At 71.8% G+C, this 22,304-nt stretch carries 20 protein-coding genes and 1 tRNA gene; 6 read left to right on the top strand and 15 right to left on the bottom strand.

From position 1 onward, the window contains the following. Nucleotides 1-12: 12 nt before the first annotated feature. The 5 genes from AB0O11_RS14415 to AB0O11_RS14395 form a co-directional block, all read right to left on the bottom strand. On the bottom strand, nucleotides 13-573 hold the full coding sequence (locus tag AB0O11_RS14415; RefSeq protein ID WP_363385770.1) for a toxin-antitoxin system HicB family antitoxin: 561 nt from the start codon (nucleotides 571-573) through the stop codon (nucleotides 13-15). Between the two features lie 162 nt (nucleotides 574-735). After that, on the bottom strand, nucleotides 736-1,797 hold the full coding sequence (locus tag AB0O11_RS14410) for an adenosine deaminase (RefSeq protein WP_363386099.1): 1,062 nt from the start codon (nucleotides 1,795-1,797) through the stop codon (nucleotides 736-738). Nucleotides 1,798-1,917: 120 nt separating this feature from the next. Beyond that, nucleotides 1,918-3,213 (bottom strand): DUF445 family protein, encoded by a 1,296-nt coding sequence (locus tag AB0O11_RS14405; protein ID WP_363385767.1) that lies wholly within the window; start codon nucleotides 3,211-3,213, stop codon nucleotides 1,918-1,920. A 114-nt stretch (nucleotides 3,214-3,327) separates the two neighbouring features. Then, nucleotides 3,328-4,623: a nucleotide sugar dehydrogenase gene (locus AB0O11_RS14400; RefSeq protein ID WP_363386097.1), complete on the bottom strand. Its 1,296-nt coding sequence runs from the start codon at nucleotides 4,621-4,623 to the stop codon at nucleotides 3,328-3,330. Nucleotides 4,624-4,625: 2 nt separating this feature from the next. Continuing rightward, the gene (locus AB0O11_RS14395) at nucleotides 4,626-5,879 is read right to left on the bottom strand and encodes a glycosyltransferase (RefSeq protein ID WP_363385764.1); all 1,254 of its coding nucleotides are present in this window, start codon (nucleotides 5,877-5,879) and stop codon (nucleotides 4,626-4,628) included. A gap of 139 nt (nucleotides 5,880-6,018) precedes the next feature. Between AB0O11_RS14395 and AB0O11_RS14390 the strand changes: the two genes are divergently transcribed. Continuing rightward, nucleotides 6,019-6,396 carry a hypothetical protein gene (locus AB0O11_RS14390; protein ID WP_363385762.1) on the top strand — a complete coding sequence of 126 codons (378 nt, stop codon included), beginning with the start codon at nucleotides 6,019-6,021 and terminating at the stop codon, nucleotides 6,394-6,396. Nucleotides 6,397-6,418: 22 nt separating this feature from the next. Here the strand turns inward: AB0O11_RS14390 and AB0O11_RS14385 are convergent, their stop codons facing one another. The 3 genes from AB0O11_RS14385 to AB0O11_RS14375 are packed head-to-tail and all read right to left on the bottom strand — an operon-like array spanning nucleotide 6,419 to nucleotide 9,071. After that, entirely contained in the window at nucleotides 6,419-7,381 is a 963-nt protein-coding gene (locus AB0O11_RS14385) for an ATP-binding cassette domain-containing protein (RefSeq protein WP_363385759.1), read from the bottom strand. Nucleotides 7,382-7,408: 27 nt separating this feature from the next. Next, the gene (locus tag AB0O11_RS14380; protein ID WP_363385756.1) at nucleotides 7,409-8,281 is read right to left on the bottom strand and encodes an ABC-2 family transporter protein; all 873 of its coding nucleotides are present in this window, start codon (nucleotides 8,279-8,281) and stop codon (nucleotides 7,409-7,411) included. Next, nucleotides 8,274-9,071 (bottom strand): ABC-2 family transporter protein, encoded by a 798-nt coding sequence (locus tag AB0O11_RS14375; RefSeq protein WP_363385753.1) that lies wholly within the window; start codon nucleotides 9,069-9,071, stop codon nucleotides 8,274-8,276. Before AB0O11_RS14375 ends, AB0O11_RS14380 begins: the two co-directional genes overlap by 8 nt. A 223-nt stretch (nucleotides 9,072-9,294) precedes the next feature. Here AB0O11_RS14375 and AB0O11_RS14370 point away from each other — a divergent pair, with 223 nt between their 5' ends. Next, on the top strand, nucleotides 9,295-11,622 hold the full coding sequence (locus AB0O11_RS14370; protein WP_363385751.1) for a transglycosylase domain-containing protein: 2,328 nt from the start codon (nucleotides 9,295-9,297) through the stop codon (nucleotides 11,620-11,622). 114 nt (nucleotides 11,623-11,736) lie between these two features. Here AB0O11_RS14370 and AB0O11_RS14365 read toward each other — a convergent pair whose 3' ends face one another. Together AB0O11_RS14365 and AB0O11_RS14360 are read right to left on the bottom strand one after the other, a co-directional pair. After that, nucleotides 11,737-12,039 carry a co-chaperone GroES gene (locus AB0O11_RS14365; RefSeq protein ID WP_049655715.1) on the bottom strand — a complete coding sequence of 101 codons (303 nt, stop codon included), beginning with the start codon at nucleotides 12,037-12,039 and terminating at the stop codon, nucleotides 11,737-11,739. Between the two features lie 186 nt (nucleotides 12,040-12,225). Beyond that, nucleotides 12,226-12,567 carry a DUF3618 domain-containing protein gene (locus AB0O11_RS14360; protein ID WP_363385748.1) on the bottom strand — a complete coding sequence of 114 codons (342 nt, stop codon included), beginning with the start codon at nucleotides 12,565-12,567 and terminating at the stop codon, nucleotides 12,226-12,228. Nucleotides 12,568-12,733: 166 nt separating this feature from the next. On the opposite strand from AB0O11_RS14360, the gene bcp reads away from it, so the two are divergent. After that, a complete protein-coding gene (gene bcp / locus AB0O11_RS14355) occupies nucleotides 12,734-13,207 on the top strand; it encodes a thioredoxin-dependent thiol peroxidase (protein WP_363385745.1) in 474 nt (157 codons plus the stop codon). Nucleotides 13,208-13,296: 89 nt separating this feature from the next. Here the strand turns inward: bcp and AB0O11_RS14350 are convergent, their stop codons facing one another. Further along, nucleotides 13,297-15,645, bottom strand: coding sequence for a chitinase C-terminal domain-containing protein (locus AB0O11_RS14350; RefSeq protein WP_363386095.1), 2,349 nt, complete (start codon nucleotides 15,643-15,645; stop codon nucleotides 13,297-13,299). Between the two features lie 524 nt (nucleotides 15,646-16,169). Between AB0O11_RS14350 and AB0O11_RS14345 the strand changes: the two genes are divergently transcribed. Further along, nucleotides 16,170-16,253, top strand: a tRNA-Leu gene (locus tag AB0O11_RS14345). A gap of 80 nt (nucleotides 16,254-16,333) precedes the next feature. On the opposite strand, the gene rdgB is transcribed toward AB0O11_RS14345, so the two are convergent. The 4 genes from rdgB to AB0O11_RS14325 all read right to left on the bottom strand — a co-directional run bounded on the left by rdgB (nucleotide 16,334) and on the right by AB0O11_RS14325 (nucleotide 18,647). Continuing rightward, nucleotides 16,334-16,939: an RdgB/HAM1 family non-canonical purine NTP pyrophosphatase gene (gene rdgB / locus AB0O11_RS14340; RefSeq protein WP_363385742.1), complete on the bottom strand. Its 606-nt coding sequence runs from the start codon at nucleotides 16,937-16,939 to the stop codon at nucleotides 16,334-16,336. Nucleotides 16,940-16,970: 31 nt separating this feature from the next. Beyond that, nucleotides 16,971-17,360 (bottom strand): hypothetical protein, encoded by a 390-nt coding sequence (locus tag AB0O11_RS14335; protein ID WP_363385739.1) that lies wholly within the window; start codon nucleotides 17,358-17,360, stop codon nucleotides 16,971-16,973. Nucleotides 17,361-17,581: 221 nt separating this feature from the next. Further along, complete coding sequence (rph, locus tag AB0O11_RS14330; protein WP_363385736.1) at nucleotides 17,582-18,307, bottom strand: ribonuclease PH; 726 nt, start codon at nucleotides 18,305-18,307, stop codon at nucleotides 17,582-17,584. A 106-nt stretch (nucleotides 18,308-18,413) separates the two neighbouring features. Further along, entirely contained in the window at nucleotides 18,414-18,647 is a 234-nt protein-coding gene (locus AB0O11_RS14325; protein ID WP_224281934.1) for a PTS glucose/sucrose transporter subunit IIB, read from the bottom strand. A 401-nt stretch (nucleotides 18,648-19,048) separates the two neighbouring features. On the opposite strand from AB0O11_RS14325, the gene AB0O11_RS14320 reads away from it, so the two are divergent. Together AB0O11_RS14320 and AB0O11_RS14315 are read left to right on the top strand one after the other, a co-directional pair. Next, entirely contained in the window at nucleotides 19,049-20,338 is a 1,290-nt protein-coding gene (locus AB0O11_RS14320) for a PTS transporter subunit EIIC (RefSeq protein ID WP_363385733.1), read from the top strand. Between the two features lie 378 nt (nucleotides 20,339-20,716). Then, nucleotides 20,717-21,994: a PTS transporter subunit EIIC gene (locus AB0O11_RS14315; protein WP_363385730.1), complete on the top strand. Its 1,278-nt coding sequence runs from the start codon at nucleotides 20,717-20,719 to the stop codon at nucleotides 21,992-21,994. The last annotated feature ends 310 nt before the right edge of the window (nucleotides 21,995-22,304 follow it).

Here is a 22,304-nt window from a genome sequence, read left to right as displayed (position 1 = left end):
GTTGCGGAGGTACTAGTGGACCCAGCCGGTGAAGCCCTGGCCGCCGATGCTGCGCGGGACCCGGCTGCTCGGGTCGGCGACCGGCCGGCGGGCCGGCTCACCGCCCTCCAGTGCGCCGGCCAGGGCCCGGGCCAGCCAGGCGTTGAGCGAGAGGCCGGCCTCAACGGCAGCCTCCTCCGCCCGGGCCTTGAGGTGGGCGGGCAGGCGCAGGTTGATCCGGGCGGTGCCCGTCTCGTCCGCCTCCGGCGCCACCGGAGGTGCCACCGGCGGCACGGGTGGCGCCATCGGCGCCACCGGAGGCGCCACATCACCGTGGAAGGCGTCCGATCCGGGCGGCGCCGTGACCACGAACTCCGGGTCGAGTCCGCGCAGGCGCACGTCCACCGAGCCGGGGGCGAGGTCGCGGGTGACTTCGCCCATGGCGGCCGAGAGCGCGTTGAGCAGGGTGAGCCGCACGGCCGACTCCAGCGGGAGCGTCAGCCGCTCGGCCAGCGCGCGGGCTTCGTCGCCGCCGGTGGCGGCGGCCACCGCGAGCTCGTTCCGGAGGTTTTCCACGTACGGCGTGAGGTCCATGGCCGATAGCCTGGCACAGCGATGGCGCCATGTCGAGTCATTAGTGGCACCACTTTGGCGCCACTGCTCGCGCGGGTCCGGCACCGACAGCGGAACCGCCCCGCCGACCGAGGTCGACGGGGCGGTTCACCAGGGAGAACGTCAGTTCTGCGACGTCGGGGACTACGGCTGCTGCCAGCCCGCCAGGTAGGCGTCGATCTCCCCGGCCAGCCGGGTCTTGCCCGCCTGGTCCAGGAAGGAGGCCTCGACGGCGTTGCGGGCCAGCCCCGCCACTCCCGCCTCGTCCAGGTTCAGCAGCCGCGCCGCCACCGCGTACTCGGTGTTGAGGTCGGTGCCGAACATCGGCGGGTCGTCGCTGTTGACCGTCACCAGCAGCCCGGCGTCGACCATCCGCTTGATCGGGTGGTCCTCGATCCGCTCCACGGCCCGGGTGGCGATGTTGGAGGTCGGGCAGACCTCCAGCGGGATGCGGTGCTCGCCCAGGTAGTCGAGCAGCGCCGGGTCCTTCACCGCCTGGGTGCCGTGCCCGATGCGCTCGGCGCCGAGCACCCGGATCGCGTCCCAGACCGTCTCCGGCCCGGTGGTCTCGCCCGCGTGCGGGACGCTGCGCAGGCCGGCCGCCCGGGCCCGGTCGAAGTACGGCTTGAACTGCGGGCGCGGCACACCGATCTCCGGGCCGCCCAGGCCGAAGCTGACCAGCCCCTCGGGGGCCAGCTCGGTGGCCAGCCGGGCGGTCACCTCGGCCGACTCCAGCCCGGCCTCGCCCGGGATGTCGAAGCACCAGCGCAGCACCACGCCGAGCTCCTTCTCGGCGCGCAGCCGGGCGTCCTCGATCGCCTCCATGAAGGCGACCTCGGGGATGCCCCGGCGGACCGAGGAGTACGGGGTGATGGTCAGCTCGGCGTACCGGATGTTCTGCCGGGCCATGTCCTCGGCCACGCCGTAGGTGAGCGCGCGGACGTCCTCGGCGTCCCGGACCAGGTCCACGACGCTCAGGTAGACCTCGACGAAGTGCGCGAAGTCGGTGAAGGTGAAGTACTCGGCGAGCGCCGCCGGGTCGGTCGGCACCTTCGAGTTCCCGGAGTGCCGGGCGGCCAGTTCGGCGACCACGCGCGGCGAGGCCGAGCCGACGTGGTGGACGTGCAGCTCCGCCTTGGGCATCCCGGCGATGAACGCCTCGATGCTCCGGTCTGCGGGCTCGATCCGACTGACACTGGGGCCGATCCGACTTCCGTCCGGCTGGACCACGGTGGTTCCCTTCTTCCTTCTACGCGCGTACCGAAGACAGTTGCTGGCAAGGATAGGCCGCGCCCGGGATCACCCGCCAGGGATCACCTCCGGGGGTCAACCCCCGAGCGCGACCGACACGGTGTGGATCAGCAACCCCGCCAGGGCGCCGACCACGGTGCCGTTGATCCGGATGAACTGGAGGTCGCGGCCGACGTTGGCCTCGATCTTGCGCGAGGCGTCGTCGGCGTCCCAGCTCGCCACCGTCTCGGAGATCAGCGAGGTGATCTCGGTGCGGTAGGTGTCGACCAGGTACTGGGCGGCGTCCTGGAGCCAGCCGTCCACCTTGGCCTGGAGCCTGGGGTCGGTGGCCAGGCGCTCGCCGAAGCGGCGCACGCCGTCGCGGATGCGCCGGCGCAGTTCGCTGTCCTCGTCCTCGGCCGCCCCCATCACCAGGGTGCGCACGGCCGCCCAGGTGGAGTTGATCAGGTCCTGCACCTCGGGGCGGGCCAGCAGCTCGCCCTTGGCCCGCTCGACCCGGGCGATGGTCTCCGGGTCGGTCTGCAGCTCGGTCGCGAAGTCGGCGAGGAAGTTGTCGATCGCGCCGCGCGCCGGGTGGTCGGGGTCGTCCCGGATGTCGGTGACGAAGCGCAGCAGCTCCTTGTAGACCCGCTCGCCGACCTGGTGGTCGATGAACCGGGGCGTCCAGCCCGGGGTCTTCTGGGTGACCTTCCGGACCACGTCCTCGTGGTTGGTGGTCAGCCAGCCGTGCGCCCGGACCGCGACGAGGTCCACCACCCCGTGGTGCCCGCCGTCCGCGACCACCTTGCCCAGCATCCGGCCCATCGGCTCCGCCACCGAGGTGGCGGCGGCCCGCCTGGTCACCGCTTCGGCGACCACCGCCCGCACGTCGTCGTCGCGGAGCACCGCGAGCAGGCCGCGCAGCGCCGCCGAGGCCTCCTTGGTGACCCGCTCGGCGCTGCCCGGCGCGGCCAGCCACTCCCCCAGCCGGCGGCCGATGCCGAGCGCCGCCAGCCGGCCCCGGACCACGTGGCCGGAGAGGAAGTTCTCCCCGACGAAGTCGCCGAGCGAGCGGCCGAAGGCGTCCTTCTTGGTCGGGATGATCGCGGTGTGCGGGATCGGCAGGCCGAACGGACGGCGGAACAGCGCGGTCACCGCGAACCAGTCGGCCAGCGCGCCGACCATGCCCGCCTCGGCGGCGGCCGCCACGTACCCCGTCCAGGGGCCGGCACCGGCCGCCCCGGCCCAGGTGGAGAGGGCGAAGACCAGGGTCGCGAAGGCCAGCAGGCCGGTCGCGATGGTCTTCATCCGGCGGACGCCGCGTCTCTTCTGCTCGTCGGCCGCGGTGAACCGGACCCCGGGGCCGGTCCCGCTGAAGGCATCGTCACTCACCCCGCCAGTCTGCCTGCTGCCCGGAGTGGACGGGGACGTGCCTCGCGATCACGCGCTCCCGGCAGGCGTCACGCCCCGGACAGGGCTGGCGTCATGCCCCGGACAGGGCGGGCCTCACGCCCCGCCCAGCACCATCCGCCGCACCTCCGTGCCCGCCCAGCGCTTCGGGTCCGTGCACCGCCGACCGTCCAGCAGCACCCGCACCCCCGGCAGGTCCACCGGCGTCAGGTCCCGGTACTCCGGGTGGTCCGCCTGCAGCACGGCCGCCACCACCGGCTCCCCGCCGTACGGCGGCAGCCCGAGCGCCGCCAACTCCTCCGCCTCGTACAGCGGGTCGCTGACGTACGGCCGCGCGCCCGCCGACCGCACCGCCTCGACCAGCGGGAACACCCCGGAGTGCGCCGTCTCCTTGACCCCGCCCCGGTACGACGCGCCGAGCACCAGCACGCCCTGCCCGGCGATCCCGCCCGGCACCGCCCCCGCCAGCACGCCCACCGCGTACCCCGGCACCGCCAGGTTGGCCTCGCGCGCCGCCCGGACCACCGTCGCGCCCGGGTCGTTCCACAGGTACAACCGCGGGTACACCGGGACGCAGTGCCCGCCGACCGCGATGCCCGGCCGGTGCAGGTGGCTGTACGGCTGCGAGTTGCAGGCGTCGACGATCTCCGCGAAGTCCACCCCGACCTCGTCCGCGTACCGGGCGAACTGGTTGGCCAGCGCGATGTTGACGTCCCGGTACGTGGCCTCGGCGAGCTTGCTGAACTCGGCCGCCTCCGCCGAGGCCAGCTCCCAGACGCCGTTGGGCCGGGGCAGGTCCGGGCGCGGGTCGAAGTCCAGCACCGCCCGGTAGAACTCGGCGCCGCGCCGGGTGGAGGCCGCATCCAGGCCGCCGACCAGCTTGGGGTGGCGCCGCAGGTCGGCGAAGACCCGTCCGGCGCGGACCCGCTCCGGGCTGAACACCAGCGCGAAGTCCGCCCCGGCCGCGAGCCCCGACCCGGCCGCCAGACGGGGCGCCCAGCGCTCCCTGGTGGTACCGACCGGCAGGGTGGTCTCGTAGCTGACCAGGGTGCCCCGGCGCAGTCCGGCCGCGACGGCGTCGGTGGCCGCGTCGAGCAGGGCGAAGTCCGGGCTGCCGTCGGCGGCGGTGACCAGCGGGACGACCAGCACCACGGCCTCGGCCAGGGCCGCCGCGGCCGTGATGTCGGCGGTGGCCCGCAGCCGCCCCTCGGCGACGACCCGCTTGAGCGCCTGGTCCAGGCCCGCCTCCCGGGGGAACGGCGGCACGCCCCGGTTGACGCCGTCCACCACGTCGGGCGCGGTGTCCGCGCCCGTCACCCGGTGGCCCTTCAGCGCGAACTGCACCGCCAGCGGCAGGCCCAGCCTGCCCAGCCCGACCACGCAGACATCCAGACTCATCCCCGTCCTCCGATCACCGAGTCGGCCAGCCGGCGCCACGCCGGATGGCGCCGCAGCCCGCGCCGCAGCTGCTCCGGGACGAGCCCGCGCCACAGCTGCTGCGCGAGGCCGAGCGGCGGGGCGGCCACCTCGACCGCCTCCTCCCGCAGCAGGAACAGCTCGTCCGGCAGGCCGAGCCCGGTGTTCCGGAACGCCGGGTAGCCCGCGTACTGCCGCCGCCCGTCCGCCACCACCGGTGGATCGCCGTGCGCCGCCTCGTAGCGGATCTGGTCGCGCAGCGCCTCCGGCCGTACCGAGCAGGCGAGTTCGATCCGCACCCGCTCGGCGACCGGCAGCCGGTGGTACACCTCGCGGGCGCCGAACCGCTCGACCAGCCGGGCGACCTCGACGCACACCCGCTCCTGCGCGTCCTTCGACAGCAGCAGGAAGCCGTCCTGCAACAGGCGCGGCACGTCCCAGGCGAAGCTGCGCGCCCTGATGGCGTCCAACTCCTCGCCCGGCCGGGCGAGTTCGGCGGCCACCTGCTGGAGCGCGGCGATCCCGCGCAGCCGGTCGAGCACCCCGGCCCGCTCGGTGGCGTTGCTCCGGTCCTCGCGCAGCACCAGGAAGCAGCAGTCGTAGGAGGCGAGGACGGACACCCTGGCCGCCCGCAGGCAGGCCTCCAGGGTGAACGGCTGGTCCGAGAAGACCTTCAACCCCTCGTCGTGGCGCAGCCCGTGGCGCCGGACGAGGTCGAGCCGGAACAGCTTGGTGTCGGACAGCGCCCAGGCCAGCGCGGAGTCGGCGAAGCCCACGGACTCGGCGTCGGCGTGGAAGATCCCCTGCGGCACCGGCCGCCCGTTCACCCCGACCTGCTTGGGCACCACCACGTCCGAGCCCCAGGCGTCGGCAGCCGCGACCAGCCGCTCCAGCGCCTCCTCGCCGAGCCGGTCGTCCGCGCCGAGGAACAGCACGTAGCGGCCGCGGGCCAGCCCCAGGCCGCGGTTGGCCGGGGCCGCCGGGCCGCCCGAGTCGGGCTGGTGCACCACCGTGAACAGCCCGGGGTGCCGGGCGGCGTACTCGTCCAGCAGTTCCCCTCCGCCGTCCGTGGAGCCGTCGTCCACGGCCACCACCTCCAACCGCCCCGGCGCCAGCGACTGCCCGACCAGCGAGTCCAGGCAGGCGGTGAGGTACGGCATGGTGTTGTGGACCGCGACCACCACGGTCACGTCGGGTACGGCCATCGGGCGACGGGCCTCCGGTTCCGGCATCGGTGAATGATGCCGGATCAACTCGCGGACGGGTCGATGAGTCACGTACCGGCCACGGAAGGGTGGAGGCATCCGCACGGCCGCACGGGATCCGAACGGATGCGTAGGCTCTGCCGTCACGGACGGCGGGCGGGGGGCGGTGGACGAGCAGCGGCGGATGACGGTGTGGCGCGGCAAGGCCTGGCGCCTGGGCAGCGAACGGGTCGGCTGGGTGGAGCCGGACGGCGGTGTCTTCGGCGGCGACCGCCGGTTCGGGCCGCTGATCGGGACGGTCGGCTCCGACGGATGGGTGTGGCGCGGCCGGGAGTGGCGCGGGGAGCGGCTCGGCTTCGTCGACTACGCCGACGGCCTGATCTGGCGCGGCCGGCAGTGGAGCGGGGAGGCCGTCGCCCGAGTCCATCCGGACGGTGTCGTCCACCTCGGGCGCCGCTGGGTCGGCCAGCAGGTCGGCACCGTCGAGAACGTGACGACGCTGCGGCCGGCCGGGGGCGCCGCCCTGCTGCTCCTGTTCGACTGACCGGCAGCAGGGCGGCCGCACCTCAGCCGATCGCGACCTCCGCGTACATCCGCGCGATCACGTCCTCGATGGCCGGCTCGCGCACCGACAGGTCCACCAACGGGTAGCGCGCGGCGACCGCCGCCACGATCGGCGCGGCGCTCTCCTCGGCCGGGAAGGCCAGCCACTGGCGCGGCCCCTCGACCCTGGTGACCCGGGCCCCGGGCACCTCGACCGGGTGGGCGAGCTCCTGCGCGAGGTCCACCACCAGCGTCCGCTCGCTGCGGCCGGTGGTGTGCAGGCCCTCCAGCCCGCCGTCGTACACCACCCGGCCGTGGTCGATCACCATCACCCGGCCGCAGAGCTGCTCGATGTCGGTCAGGTCGTGGGTGGTGAGCAGCACGGTGGTGCCCCGGTCCCGGTTGACCTCGCGCAGGAACTCGCGCACCTTGCCCTTGCTGACCACGTCCAGGCCGATGGTGGGCTCGTCCAGGTAGAGCACCTGGGGGTCGTGCAGCAGCGCCGCCGCGAGGTCCCCGCGCATCCGCTGGCCGAGCGAGAGCTGGCGCACCGGGGTGTCCAGCAGGCCGCCGAGGTCGAGCAGTTCGACGCAGCGGTCGAGGTTCTCGCGGTACTGGGCGTCGGGGATGCGGTAGATCCGGCGGGCGAGTTCGAAGGAGTCGCGCAGCGGCAGGTCCCACCAGAGGGTGGTGCGCTGGCCGAAGACGACGCCGATCCGGCGGGCCAGCGCGACGCGCTCGCGGGCCGGGTCGACCCCGGCCACCCGCAGCCGCCCGGAGCTGGGGACGAGGATGCCGGTGAGCATCTTGATGGTGGTGGACTTGCCGGCCCCGTTGGGCCCGATGTAGCCGACGCACTCGCCGGCCTCGACGGTGAAGCTGAGCCCGTCCACCGCGCGGACCTCGCGTTTGACCCGGCTGAACCGGCCGGTGCGGGCGCGCACGGTGAAGCTGCGGCGGACGTCCTGGAGTTCGATCAGTGCCATGGAAAGCTCCTTCAGGGGGTTGGGGGTTCAGCTGCCGGTGCCGCGGTAGGCACGCAGCCCGGCGCGCCAGGCGAGCCCGGCGGCGAGGACGCAGAGCGCGGCGGCGACCGGCGAGGCGAACTGGAAGGCGGCGGGTAGGCCGAGCGGGTCGGGCCGGTCGAGGATCCGCAGTGCGGGCAGCCAGTTGACGAAGGCCAGCGGGACGCCGAAGACCACCCCGGCGACCAGTTCCTTGGCGAAGATCGTCGGCGGGTAGTGCAGCAGCGTCGCGCCGCCGTAGGTGAAGGAGTTCTGGATCTCCTTGGACTCGCCCCACCAGAACTGGACGGTGGCGCCGCCGATGAAGACGGCGCCGAAGATGACGGTGCCGCAGACCAGCAGGACGGGCACCAGCAGCACCCGGTCCCAGGTCCAGTGCACGTCCAGGGCGGCCAGCGACCAGACCAGCACCACGACGGCCTGGAGCGGGCGGCCGAGCCGGCGCAGCGAGAAGCGTTCCGCGCACAGCTGGGAGAGCGCGGGCGCGGGCCGGATCAGCATGGTGTCCAGCGAGCCGCTGACGATCCGCGCACCGAGCCCGTCGGCCGAGCCGACCAGCAGGTTGGCGACGCCGAGCGAGAAGGTGGCGGTGGCGTACAGGAAGGCGATCTCCGGCAGGCTCCAGCCGCCGAGCCGGTCGGTGTGCAGGAACATGATCACCAGCACCACGAAGTCGAGGGAGTGGATGACCACGCTCGCCACCAGGTTCAGCGCGAAGGAGGCCCGGTAGGCCATCATCGAGCGCATCCACATCCGGGCGCAGAGCCACCAGGAGCGCAGCGCCCAGGCGGCGCGGGGCACGAAGGGCTCCCGCACGAAGGGCTCCCGCATGAAGGGCTCCCGCACGAGCTGCTCAGCCACCCTGCACCACCACCCTGCGGGTGGCCAGCCACTGGGCGCCCCGCCCGGCGACGAGCAGCACCGCCGCCCAGCCGAGCTGGAAGCCGAGCGCCCCGAGCACGGCGGTGCCGCCCGTCCGCTCCAGGAAGACATCGGTGGGGACGTTCACCAGCGCCGACCAGGGCAGCGCCCGGCCGAGGTCGCCGAGCCGGCCGGGGAACAGCGCGACCGGCAGCAGCATCCCGGAGAAGAACATCGAGACCACCAGCATCACCGAACGCACCCCCTCCGAGTCGTGCAGCCAGAAGCCGGTGATCGAGACCAGGAAGCGCAGCCCGAAGCTGACGACCACCGCCAGCAGCACGGAGAGCAGGAAGAACGCCCAGGTCAACGGGTGTTCGGGCAATCGGATGCGGAACACCAGGGCGCCGATCAGCATCGGCACGGTGCCGCGCACCAGCGCCTGGTAGCCGGCCCGGCCGAGGTCGGAGGCCAGCCACCAGCCCTGGAAGTCGACCGGGCGGTAGAGGTCGACGGCGATGTCGCCGCTGCGGAAGCGCTCCTGGAGGTCGTCCTGGAAGCCGCCGCCCCAGACCGCGACGGTGATCAGCAGGCTCTGGCTGACCCAGATGTACGTGACGGCCTGGCTCTGGTCGTAGCCACCGAGGCCGGGGCGGGCCTGCCAGAGGGCGAGGAAGGTGTAGGCCAGGATGATGCCGAAGACGGTGTTGGTGAAGGTGCCGGCCACGGTGGCGGCCCGGTAGGTGGAGTAGCGGCGGAAAGCGCCGCGGGCAACGGCGGCATAGAGCATATTGTCTCCTTGTCGACAAATACAGGCAGAGGAATGCCCCTCGACATCCGCGCACGCCCCAGCGGCTCCGACCGGCCGTACCCGGGGGTGCCGGGCCAGGCGGGCGGAGCTGCGAAAGTAGGTGCGCTATGTGGTTTGCACCTTTCACCGTACCTCCGGCCCGCACCACCCGCACCCGATTTTTCACACCCTGACCCGACGTCAAATAGCAGATAATCGCGGCATGACCTTGAGCACCCGACGCCAGGCCAAACGGGCCGCCCGCCGCGAGGCCCGCCGCGCCCTGCCGTTCTGGCGCCGGCTCCTGCCCACCTGGCGAGTCACCCTCGGCACCCTCACCGCACTGTTCCTGCTCGCCGTCGGCGCCTTCGCCGTGCTCTACGTCATCGTCCCGGTGCCCGACCCCAACGCCCACGCCGTCGCCCAGAACAACATCTACCTCTACGCCGACGGCACCACCGAGATCGCCCGCACCGGCGCCGTCAACCGCACCGACGTCACCATCGACCAGATCCCGCTCCAGACCCAGCAGGCCGTCGTCTCCGCCGAGGACCGCTCCTTCTACCAGAACCGCGGCATCGACCTGAAAGGCATGCTCCGGGCCGGCTGGAACACCCTGCTCGGCAGAGGCATGCAGGGCGGCTCCACCATCACCCAGCAGTACGTCAAGAACTACTACCTCACCCAGGACCGGACCATCGAGCGCAAGGGCCGCGAACTGCTCATCGCCCTCAAGGTCGACCAGCAGCGCGACAAGCGCGAGATCCTCGCCGGCTACCTCAACAGCAGCTACTTCGGCCGCGGCGCCTACGGCATCCAGAGCGCCGCCCACGCCTACTACGGCGTCGACGTCTCCCAACTCACCCTCGGCCAGGGCGCCTACCTCGCCTCCCTGCTCCAGGCCCCCAGCCTCTACGACGTCAAGACCGCCACCCCCGCCAACCGCGAGAAGGCCGTCGCCCGCTGGAACTACGCCCTCGACGGCATGGTCCAACTCGGCTTCCTCACCCCCGCCGACCGCGCCGCCACCACCTTCCCCGACCCGATCGACCCCCAGCCCGCCACCGGCCTCGCCGGCCAGGCCGGCTACCTGGTCGGCGTCGCCGACGACTACCTCATCTCCTCCGGCACCCTCGACGCCGTCACCCTCAAGGCCGGCGGCTGGCGCATCACCACCACCTTCGACCAGCCCCGGCAGGACGCCTTCGCCAAAGCCGTCCAGGACCAGCTCACCGGCGAACTCGACCCCCGGGCCCGCCCCGACACCGACACCGACGTCCGGGTCGCCGGCGCCTCCGTCGAACCCTCCACCGGCCGGGTCGTCGCCGTCTACGGCGGCCCCGACTACGCCAAGCAGCCCTACAACGACGCACTCCGCCAGGACAACCAGATCGGCTCCACCTTCAAACCGATCGACCTCGCCGCCGGCCTGGTCGCCCAGCACGCCCTCGACGGCCGCCCGATCACCACCGAATCCCGCTACGACGGCACCAGCGAACGCCCCGTCACCGGCGGCCCCACCCCGTACGCCCCGCCCAACGAGGACGACATCGACTACGGCAACATCACCCTGCGCTACGCCATGGTGAAGTCCGTCAACTCCGTGTACGCGCAGGAGGGCGTGGACGCCGGACTCGCCCGCGTCCGCGAGACCGCCGTCAAACTCGGCATCCCCGACAGCGTCCGCGGCATGGACCCGGCCAACACCTCGATGACCCTCGGCACCGCCACCCCCAGCGCCCTCGACCTGGCCGGCGCCTACGCCACCCTCGCCGACCACGGCCAGGCGCACACCCCCTGGTCCGTCCTCAAACTCGAACGCGTCAATCCCGGCGGCGCCATCGACGTCCCCAAGATGCCCGAGCACAACCCCACCCAGGCACTCGACCGGGAGATCGCCGACTCCGTCACCGACGTGCTGCGCGACGTCATCAGCCCGCGCGGCACCGGCGCCGCCGCCCTCGACCTGGGCCGCCCGGCCGCCGGCAAGACCGGTACCACCGACTCCAACCTCTCCGCCTGGTTCGCCGGCTACACCCCCGAACTCGCCACCACCGTCGGCCTGTTCCGAGAACACCCGAAGACCCACGCCAAGGAACCGCTGGCCGGCACCGCGGGCCTCACCCGGATCAACGGCGGCACCTTCCCCACCCGGATCTGGACCGCCTACATGACCGCCGCCCTCAACGGCACCCCCACCCAGGACTTCGACCTCCAGGCCGGCCACGGCGCCCCCGACGCCACCCCCTGGCCCACCGCCCCCGTCAGCACCGCCCCCAGCGCCACCACCACCCCCACCGGCGGCGCGGCCACCAACACCGACCCGGCCCCCGGCACTCCCCCCGGCCACGCGCCCAGCGCCCCGGCCACCACCGGACAACCCGCGCCCGGCCCGACCGCCCCCAGCCCGCAGGCCACCAGGCCGACCACGGACCCGGAACAACCCAGCCCCGCCCCCAAGCCCACCCCGGTCCAGCCGACCCGTCCCACCACCCCGCCCAGCGCCACCGGAGCGCCCACGAGCCGCCCGGCAGCGCCGCCCACGCCCTAGGTGTTCCGACCCGTGAGGTTGGGGACGCGGCCGGCGGGTGGTTTGCCCGCGCCGAAAGCACGGTGCCCCCGACCCGAGTCGGGGGCACCGCAGGGTGTCGGGTGGATCAGGCCGTCACAGGTACAGACCGGTCGAGCCCTCCGTGTCACCGAAGCGGGTCGCGGCGACGGCGTGCAGGTCGCGCTCGCGCAGCAGCACGTAGGTGGCGCCGCGGACCTCGACCTCCAGCTTGTCCTCCGGGTCGTACAGCACCCGGTCGCCGGGCTCCACCGAGCGCACGCTCTGGCCCACCGCGACGGCCTCCGCCCAGGTGCACCGCTTGGACAGCTCCGCCGTGGCCGGGATCAGGATGCCGCCGGTCGAGCGGCGCTCGCCCTCGCCGCCCTCGATGCGTACCAGCACGCGGTCGTGCAGCATCCGGATCGGCAGCTTCTCGCCGAGCCGGTCGTGGCGGGCGGGCTCGTGCGCATGGTCGGAGCGGGTCGCTTCGTCGTTCGTACTCACGGTCCCGAAGGTACCTCCCCCGGGCGCGGAGCGTGACGCTGGCCCGGCATGCGGAAGGCCGGGCACCAGTTGCGCCCGGCCTCCTCCGTCCCCCGGCGCTCAGCCCTTGCGGCGCTTGCGGGCCGAGGCGACCAGCAGCACCAGGCCCACGCCGACCAGCGCGGCCGGGACGACCCGCTCCCTGCGCGGCTGCCCCTTCTCGTCCACGAACTGCGCCCGGACCTTCTCCACCACGCCGCTGGCGGCCACGTACGCCCGGGCGGTCTTCTCCTCGACGGCGGCCGCCGCCTTGGCCTTGACCTGGGCGGAGATGGTGCTCGGGTGGACGCGAACGGCCAGCTCGTCCAGGGTCGACGCCAGCCGGTCACGCGTCCGCTCGATGTCCGCCTCGATCTGGGCGGTCGTCCGCGCCGACTTGTCCTGCGTGCTCGCCTCGCCCACTCGGGCCACCCCATTCACTTGCCGGTGTTGTTCCGTCCGATCCGTGCGATCGGTTCGACTGACCCAGTGTGTCAGCTGCCGCACACGGCCGCGCGGCCCCACCCACCATCGGAGGTAAGTTTGCCGTGGTACGACCGCCCGTCCCAGCCTCCAGGAGAGTACGACCGTGAGTGAGCGTCTCCAACCCGGCGACACCGCGCCCGCCTTCAGCCTGCCCGACGCCGACGGCAACCAGGTGTCCCTCGCCGACCACGCGGGCCGCAAGGTCATCGTCTACTTCTACCCCGCCGCCCTGACCCCCGGCTGCACCAAGCAGGCCTGCGACTTCACCGACAACCTGGAGGTCTTCGCGGGCGCCGGCTACGACGTCATCGGCATCTCCCCGGACAAGCCGGAGAAGCTCGGCAAGTTCCGCGAGGCCGAGAACCTCGAGGTCACCCTGCTCTCCGACCCGGACAAGAAGGTGTTGGAGGCCTACGGCGCCTTCGGCGAGAAGCAGAACTACGGCCGCACCTACCTCGGCGTGATCCGCTCCACGGTGGTCGTGGACGAGCACGGCAAGGTCGAGCACGCCTTCTACAACGTGCGGGCCACCGGCCACGTCGCCAAGCTGCTGCGCGACCTCAAGGTCGGCGCGTAGGAACGGGCCGGGACGACGAAGCGGTGGCGGCGCACCCCCCGACCGGGTGCACCGCCACCGCCGTCCCTCACCTCAGCGGACCGCCCTGATCAGCAGGCCCCGAGGTCGCTCCAGACGCCCCACGCACCGCCGGCCGCGGGGTCGTCGCCCTTGGTCCACCACTTGTTCTGGTAGTAGTGGCCCTTCCACGAGACCTTGGTGGGGGTCGCGTAGGTGGTGCCCGCGTCCCAGCTCGGGGCGGCCGTGCAGGTGCCCGGGGTCGGCGTCGGTGTCCCGGTCGGCGTCCCGGTCGGCGTGCCCGTGGGGGTCGGCGTCGGGGTGGCCGTCTGCGACGGGGTCGGGGTCGGGGTCGGCGTGCCGCCGTCCACCGCGCCACGGGTCAGGTCGCCCTTGATCCCGTACAGCGTGCCGCCCACGTTGACCGTCCAGTTCGACGGCGTGGACACCGGCAGGTAGTAGACGAAGTCCATGTCGATCGAGGCGCCCGGCGCCAGCGACTGCCAGCCCGGCAGCTTGACCGACACCCGGTTGTAGGTGCCCTTCAGGCCCCCGACGTTGCCCGGGCCCGGGTTGTCCTGCTTGATGACCTGGAGGCCGAAGCCGGACTGGTCCTTGGCGTTGCCCGGGGCCGAGTTGCCGTAGTCGAACTGGAACTCGGTGCCGCCCGGCAGGGTGAGTGTCGAGTTGTTGACGATGTGCAGCTTCGGGTTGATCGGGTAGTTCGAGTCGCCCAGCGCGAAGTTGGTGAACGACACGTCGACCGGCAGGGTCTGCTGCGGCAGCGCGGTCGTCGAGCGGGTCGCGCCGTACGGGGCCGCCGCCTTGAACTTGTCGTACATCAGCGAGGTCAGCGTCGCACCGGGGACGTACTCGCCCTTGCCGCCGTTGGCGGTGGCGTCCCACCTGTAGTCGCCCGCGAGCTCCCAGATCATCGCGCCGCCGGCGCCCTGGTCGACGATGTAGTCCGCCTTGGCGCCCACCGACTGCTCGTCCTCGGTGGAGAGGAACACCTTCTTGGTGTCGTTCCACAGCCACGGCGCCACCAGGGCGGAGCTGTAGTTGCGGGTGTAGGTGCCCTGGAGCGCGGTGTCGGACACCCCGTACTTGGCCAGGTAGTCGGGCAGGATGCCCTTCTCCAGGTTCTTGGCGTGCCACATCGGGTTCGACCCGGCCGGGGACTCCTTGCCCGCGTCGTCCTTGTCGTTCCAGATGTTGTCGATGCCGACCGCGCCGTCACCGCAGGCGGTCAGTCCGGAGCCGGCCGGACAGGTGGTCGCCGAGGCGGTGCCCCAGAGGCCGTTGGCGCCGCCCTGGACGTTCTTGAAACCGCGGGTGTAGTACGGCAGGCCGACGTTGATCCGGCCGCCGGGCATCGAGCCGCGGAAGTAGTGGTACGACCAGTCGGCGTTGAGGTAGCCGATGCCGCCGTACTGCGCGGTGCCGTAGACGTTGGCGGCGGCCAGCTCGCCGTCCTTGCCGTCGTCGAACAGCGAGGCGTTCGGGCCGACGTACTTGTTCCAGGCGCCGTGCAGGTCGTACGACATGATGTTGACGTAGTCCAGGTACTTGGCCACCTGGAAGGTCTCCATGCCGCGCAGCAGGTAGCCGGAGGACGGGGCGGCGACCGACAGCAGGTAGTGCTTGCCGTCGGCGGCGCCGGCCTTGTCCAGGCTCTCGCGCAGGGTCTTCATCAGCGCCGCGTAACCCTTGGCCAGCGAGCCGCGCTTGGCGTTGGCGAGCTGCCAGTCCAGCGGGTTGCCGGCGTCCTTCATCGAGGTCGGGTACTCGTAGTCGATGTCGACGCCGTTGAAGCCGTACTTGCGGATGAAGTCGACCGAGGAGGCCGCGAAGGTGTCGATGCCGGCCTGGTTGACGCTGCCGTCCGCGTTGACGGTCATCGAGTAGAAGCCGCCGGAGTTGACGCGCTTGCCGTCGTCCCCGAAGTAGCCGCCGGTCTCGGTCCAACCGCCCACCGAGATCAGGGTCTTGACGTTCGGGTACTGCTTCTTGAACTTCGTCAGCAGGTTGAAGTGGCCCTTGTACGGCAGGCTCGGGTCCAGCTCGGCGCCGGGGACGCCGGGGAAGGAGATCCCGGTGGCCTCGTTGGCCGGGCCGTCGGTGCCGACCGAGAGCTTGTTGTCGCCGCCGACGTGGCCGAAGGCGTAGTTGAGGTGGGTGACCTTGCCCCAGGGGACGTCGTTCACGAGGTACGGCGCGTCACCGTTCTTGCCGGTGCGCCAGCCGGTGAAGTAGCCGATGATGCGGCGCTGGTGGTCCGCGCCCATCTTCTCGCGCCCGCTGGTGTCGTAGACGGAGCAGTACGGGACGTCCACCCCGGGCGTCTGGTACAGGCCGTCCGGGCGGCAGGCCGCGTTGTCGACGGCCGCCGACGCCTGCGAGGGCGCCGCGCCGAGCGTCGCCATCAGCAGCCCGGCCAGCGAGGCCGCCGCGAGCGAGGCGACACCGGCCCTGGCCGCCGGGCTCTTCCGGCGGTGGGCAGCGGTGGGACGCCGCTCCGCCGTGTTTCGGATCAACACTCGGTCCTCCAGGAGAGAGTGTCGGCGCGTGCCTGTGGGGGAGCACGCACGTGGGGGATTGCAATTGGCGCAGAAGCTATGTGGTCTGAACCACATAGGTCAATAGGTCTGTACCAATTGGTAATCAACAGCCAAACACCACAGGTCGGGGCCCTCGACAACCAGTCAGCCCCTGGCCGAAACCCACCCCTGCCCGTAACCGAACCCCATCTCGATCGTTCGCATGCCGGGGGACGGGCGCACGACTGCCCACAGGGGGACGACCATGCCGGTCACGTACACCCGCGAACTGCTCGCCGCGCTCGCTCCGCCCCAACTGCCACTCCGTCACCGACACCTATTGCGGACGGAACAAGAACAAGCGTGAGGCGTCGAACGAAATCGCGGTGTTCCCACCGGAAGCGAGGCCCTAGACTAGGGGCTACGCGGCCTTGGCGGAGCTGGCAGTCGCGCCGGATTTAGGTTCCGGTGGGGGAAACCCCGTGAGGGTTCGAGTCCCTCAGGCCGCACTAGCCTTACACCTAAGAATCGAAGGCCCGCCCCGAGACGATCTCGGGGCGGGCCTTCGACGTGTCTGCCGGACGGAACGTCAGCCCAGGAGGTCCTGGACCACCGGCGCCAGAGCACGGAAGGCCTGGCCGCGGTGGCTGATGGCGTTCTTCTCGTCGGCCGTGAGCTCCGCGCAGGTGCGGGTCTCGCCGAGGGGCTGGAGGATCGGGTCGTAGCCGAAGCCGCCGTCGCCGGCCGGGGCGGTGCGCAGGGTCCCGAGGAGGCGGCCCTCGACGACGCGCTCGGTGCCGTCGGGGAGGGCGAGGGCGGCGGCGCAGAAGAAGTGGGCGCCGCGGTGCGGCTCGGCGATGTCGGAGAGCTGGGCGAGCAGCAGGTCGAGGTTGGCCCGGTCGTCGCCGTGCTTGCCGGCCCAGCGGGCGGAGAAGATGCCGGGCGCGCCGTTGAGCACGTCCACGCAGAGGCCGGAGTCGTCGGCGACGGCGGGCAGGCCGGTGGCGCGGGCCAGGGCGTGCGCCTTGAGCAGGGCGTTCTCGGCGAAGGTGACACCGGTCTCGGGGACGTCCGGGATCTCCGGGTAGGCGTCGGCGCCGACGAGCTCGACGTCCAGGCCGGCGTCCGCCAGGATGGCGCGGAGCTCGGTGACCTTGTGCTGGTTGCGGGTGGCGAGGATCAGGCGGGTGGACATGTCACCCACCCTATCGAGTGGCCGGGGACCGTCAGCCGCTGCAGACCGAGGTGAGGTTGCCGGCGGCGTCGCCGAGCGGCTTGAGGTCCGGGACCTCGTTCTTGTCGGCGGCCCGCTGCACGTTCTCGACCTGCTTCTGCAGATCGGTCACGGCCTTGGCGACGTCGGTGTTCTTGGAGTTCTTCCCGACCTGGTCGAGGTCGTTCTTGAGCTTCTGCAGGGCCTTCCCGGCGACCGCCGAGTCGTTGCTCGCGTTGTCGTAGGCCTTGGTGACGTCGGCGATGTCACCGGTGATCCTGACGGCGGTGTTGCCGCAGTCGAGCGCCTTCTGGGCGGCGGAGCAGCTCACCATGCTGAGCGGGAGGATCGCGATGAGTCCCGCCACGGCGAGGGCGGTGGGGCGGGCGATGCTCGACGGCATCCGATCCTCCTGTGGGGCGCGGGTTCCGTAGGTGGGACGCGCGCCGGGAGGTACGCGGTTCCCGCAGCGGGAGTGCTGCGGGAACCGTACGGTCTCCGGGCCCGGCCTGTACAGCAGGCCGGGCGTTCGGCGGGCCGTTCGCCCGCGGCCCGAACGGCCGTCCGCACCACGGAGCTGACCGTGCATCCGATCCGGTCGACGGCGGCGGGAGCCGCGCGGGTTCAGCCCTCCAGGGCCTTGCGCTGGATCTCGTCGAGCTCGGCGCAGCCGAGGCTGCCGAGGTCGAGCAGCCGGTCGAGCAGGTCGCGGTCGAACGGGGCGCCCTCGGCGGTGCCCTGGACCTCGACGAAGCGGCCGTCGGAGGTGCAGACGATGTTCATGTCGGTCTCGGCGCGCACGTCCTCCTCGTACTGGAGGTCGAGCATCGGGACGCCGTCGATGATGCCGACGCTGACGGCGCTGACGCCGCCGGTGATCGGCTGGCCCTTGGCGCGCAGCAGCTTCTTGTCGCGGGCCCAGGCGACGGCGTCGACGAGGGCGATGTAGGCGCCGGTGATGGCGGCGGTGCGGGTGCCGCCGTCGGCCTGGAGGACGTCGCAGTCGAGGACGATGGTGTTCTCGGCGAGCGCGCGGTGGTCGACCACGGCGCGCAGCGAGCGGCCGATGAGCCGGCTGATCTCGTGGGTGCGGCCGCCGATGCGGCCCTTGACGGCCTCGCGGTCGCCACGGGTGTTGGTGGCGCGCGGGAGCATGGAGTACTCGGCAGTGACCCAGCCTTCGCCGCTGCCCTTGCGCCAGCGGGGCACGCCTTCGGTGACGCTGGCGGTGCACAGCACCTTGGTGTCGCCGTAGGAGATGAGGACGGAGCCTTCGGCGTGCTTGCTCCAGCCCCGCTCGATGGTGATCGGGCGGAGCTGTTCGGGGGTGCGGCCGTCGATGCGTGACATAGGCACTGAGCGTAGTCGCTCCGGGAGGTGGCGCCGGATGCGCCGCGGCCCGCCGTCCCCCTGAGCGGGTCGGCGGGCCGGGCGGGCCGGGCCCGGGTGGCTCAGCTCACATCATGTCCTCGATGTCGGCGGCGATCGGGTCGGCGTCGGTGCCGATGACGACCTGGATCGCGGTGCCCATCTTCACGACGCCGTGGGCGCCGGCGGCCTTGAGGGCGGCCTCGTCGACCAGGGCGGCGTCCTTGACCTCGGTGCGCAGGCGGGTGATGCAGCCTTCGACCTCTTCGATGTTCTCGATGCCGCCCAGACCGGCGACGATCTTCTCAGCCTTGCTGGCCATCTGGTTTCTCCCTCTGTCTCGGCCCGTCGGCGGCTCTGCCGGGTGCCGTCCTGCGCTGGTGCTGGGGTGTCCCTCGACCGCCGGGCGGTGAGGTCCGTGCCGGTGGCTGACGCGGGTTCGGCTGCGGTCGTGCCGGCGAGCAGCGCGACCAGCATCACCCGTGCCGGTCCGGTCCGCCACGTTAGTCCACTTTTGGCCCATTTCGGCGGGCAGGCTCCCGGTCGCCGCCCGAGGATGACGACCAGTGGGGCTCACGCCTCCGGAGTACGGCCTGCTTCTATGTGGTCTACACCAATATATGTGTACTCCGAGGAACGCGGGAACGGCCCCGGGTGTTCCCGAGCCCCGCCCGAGGGTCCCGCAGGGGCCCCGGGTCGGCAACCGCTCCCGAAGGGCGAAGGATGAGTTCGGCTGGCGCCACGGCTCCGCGGACCACGTGGTGGCACACCTTCTACGGCGGCCTCCAGAAGATGGGCCGCTCCCTGCAGCTCCCGGTGGCGGTGCTCCCCGCTGCGGGCATCCTCAACCGGCTCGGCCAACCGGACGTGTTCGGCAAGGACGGGCTGGGCTGGGACGACGTCGCGAAGGTCTTCGCCGCCGCGGGCGGCGCACTGCTCGACTCCGCCTTCGGCCTGCCGATGCTGTTCTGCGTCGGCGTCGCGATCGGCATGGCGAAGAAGGCGGACGGCTCGACGGCGCTGGCCGCCGTGGTCGGCTTCCTGGTCTACTTCCGGGTCCTGCACGCCTTCCCGGAGAGTTGCAGGCCGCCGACGGTGCTGGTCGGCGAGCAGTGCGTGGACTACGGCTCGGCGAAGGCGGCGGCCGCGACGTACCAGAACCCCGGCGTGCTGGGCGGCATCCTGATCGGCCTGATGTCGGCCTGGCTGTGGGTCCGGTTCCACCGCACCAGGCTGGTCGACTGGCTCGGCTTCTTCAACGGCCGCCGCCTGGTCCCGATGATCACCGCCCTGGTCGGCATGCTGACCGCCGTGGTGGCGCTCTGGGTCTGGCCGCCGATCGGCCGCGGCCTGAACGACTTCTCGCAGACCCTCGCCGACCTGGGCGCGGGCGGCGCCGGCATCTTCGGCGTGTTCAACCGTGCCCTGCTGCTGATCGGCATGCACCAGCTGCTGAACACCTTCGTCTGGTTCCAGTTCGGGGAGTTCGTCAGGCCGGACGGCACGATCGCGCACGGCGACATCCCGCGCTTCCTGGCGGGCGACCCGACGGCCGGCCAGTTCCAGTCCGGCTTCTTCCCGATCATGATGTTCGCGCTGCCGGCGGCCGCCCTCGCCATCGCGCACTCGGCGAAGCCGCACCGGCGCAAGGAGATCTACGGCCTGATGCTCTCGGTCGGCCTGACCTCCTTCGTCACCGGCATCACCGAGCCGATCGAGTACTCCTTCGCCTACATCGCCCCGGCCCTGTACGCCGTGCACGCGCTGCTGACCGGCGCCTCGATGGCGGTGACCTGGGGGCTCGGGGTGCACGACGGGTTCAGCTTCTCGGCCGGCCTGATCGACTACGTGATCAACTGGGGGCTGGCCACCAAGCCGTGGCTGATCATCCCGATCGGCCTCTGCTTCGCCGTCGTGTACTACGCGCTCTTCCGGTTCATCATCATCAAATTCAACCTGAAAACGCCGGGCCGGGAGGACGAGTCCGAGGTCGAGGACGTCACCAAGGCCTGAAACCGAGCGCCACCGGGGTTATCCCCGCAATGGCCTCCGGACCGACGGGTTCGGAGGCCTCCGGCATTTCCCAAAGGCCCGCCGCCGCGGCCCAACGCCCCTGGCAGGACACGCCGCGCTTTTGTTGCGCCATTAGCCAAAATCGATTTTGTTGCGCAGTCGGCCAAAATCCCAATCGCGACGGGTGACCATGATCGCCATTCGGTAAGTAGGTTTCGATTTCATAGCACTTCGCGGTGACACCGCTTTCCGGGGTTCCTCGACTTCTCCGCCCGTGCTACAAAACTGGTCTACACCACGTGTGGTGTAGACCAGTTCGCGGTTCGGCCCCTGTGCCCTCCCCCCGACCGACCGCCATGCCGTTAGGAACCCACCCCCATGAGTCAGTCTGCGCAGGCACCGGCGCCCGCCACGGCTCCGGCCTCGCCCAGCCCCGCCAAGAAGTTCGGCCAGAACCTCCTCCAGGGTCTGCAGAAGATCGGCCGCAGCCTCCAGCTGCCCATCGCCGTGCTCCCCGCCGCCGGCCTGCTGATGCGTCTCGGCCAGGACGACGTGTTCGGCAAGGACGGCCTCGGCTGGGACAAGGTCGCCTCGGTCTTCGCCACCGCCGGTGACGGCGTCTTCTCCAACCTGGCGCTGCTCTTCGCGGTGGGCATCGCGATCGGCTTCGCCAAGAAGGCCGACGGCTCCACCGCCCTCGCCGCGCTGGTCGGCTTCCTGGTGTACAAGAACGTCCTCACCGCGTTCCCGGTCTCCGAGGGCCACGTCGACGGCGACAAGTGGATCAAGCCGGTCTACCAGGACCCGGGCGTGCTCGGCGGCATCGTGATCGGCCTGCTGGCCGCGGTGCTGTGGCAGAAGTACCACCGCACCAAGCTGGTCGACTGGCTCGGCTTCTTCAACGGCCGCCGTCTGGTCCCGATCATCATGGCCTTCGTCGGCACCGCCGTCGGCGTCTTCTTCGGTCTGGCCTGGGGCCCGATCGGTGACGCCGTCAAGAGCCTGAACGACACCCTGATCGGCGCCGGCGCGATCGGTGCGGGCGCCTTCGGCCTGGTCAACCGTGGTCTGCTGCCGGTCGGCATGCACCAGTTCGTGAACTCCTTCGCCTGGTTCCAGACCGGTGACTTCACCAAGGCCGACGGCACCGTCGTGCACGGCGACCTGACCCGCTTCTTCGCCGGCGACCCGTCCGCCGGACAGTTCATGTCGGGCTTCTACCCGATCATGATGTTCGCGCTGCCCGCCGCCGCGCTGGCCATCGCCCACGCCGCCAAGCCGCACCGCCGCAAGGCCGTCACCGGCATGATGGTGTCGCTGGCCCTGACCTCCTTCGTCACCGGTGTCACCGAGCCGATCGAGTTCTCCTTCGTCTTCATCGCCCCGGTCCTGTACGTCATCCACGCGCTGCTCACGGCCGTCTCGATGACCGTCACCTGGGCGCTCGGCGTGCACGACGGCTTCACCTTCTCCGGCGGCCTGATCGACTACGCGCTGGCCTGGAACAAGGCCACCGACCCGTGGATGATCATCCCGATCGGCCTGGTCTTCGCCGCGATCTACTACTTCCTCTTCCGGTTCGCGATCACCAGGTTCGACCTCAAGACCCCCGGTCGCGAGGACGACGACGAGATCGAGGACGTCACCAAGGCCTGACGCCCGCGTCACCGTCCGCCTCGAAGGCCCCGCCCCGCCGCCGCTCCCCCCGCGGCGGGGCGGGGCCTCGCGCGTACCGGGGCGCGCCGAGCGGGCGGAAACGGCGGTTGACGAACCGACGGACGCCCTGGTCAACTGAAGCGGTGAACGCCTCGTGCCCGCTGGTCACCCGCAGCCACATCGACTTCGGTCGCGTGTGGTCCGCGGCGTGTCGCGGCTGAGCTGACCGTTCCCCCGCCGCCGCCCGGCTGACGTCCCGCCCGGCGCCGGTCCCTCCCTCCCCGCCCGTACGGGCTCCGCCCGCGGGCCG

Source organism: Kitasatospora sp. NPDC093102, from assembly GCF_040683915.1.
GTDB lineage: Bacteria > Actinomycetota > Actinomycetes > Streptomycetales > Streptomycetaceae > Kitasatospora.
Note: the sequence above shows the minus strand (reverse complement) of the source record. Positions and strands in the feature narration are given on the sequence as shown.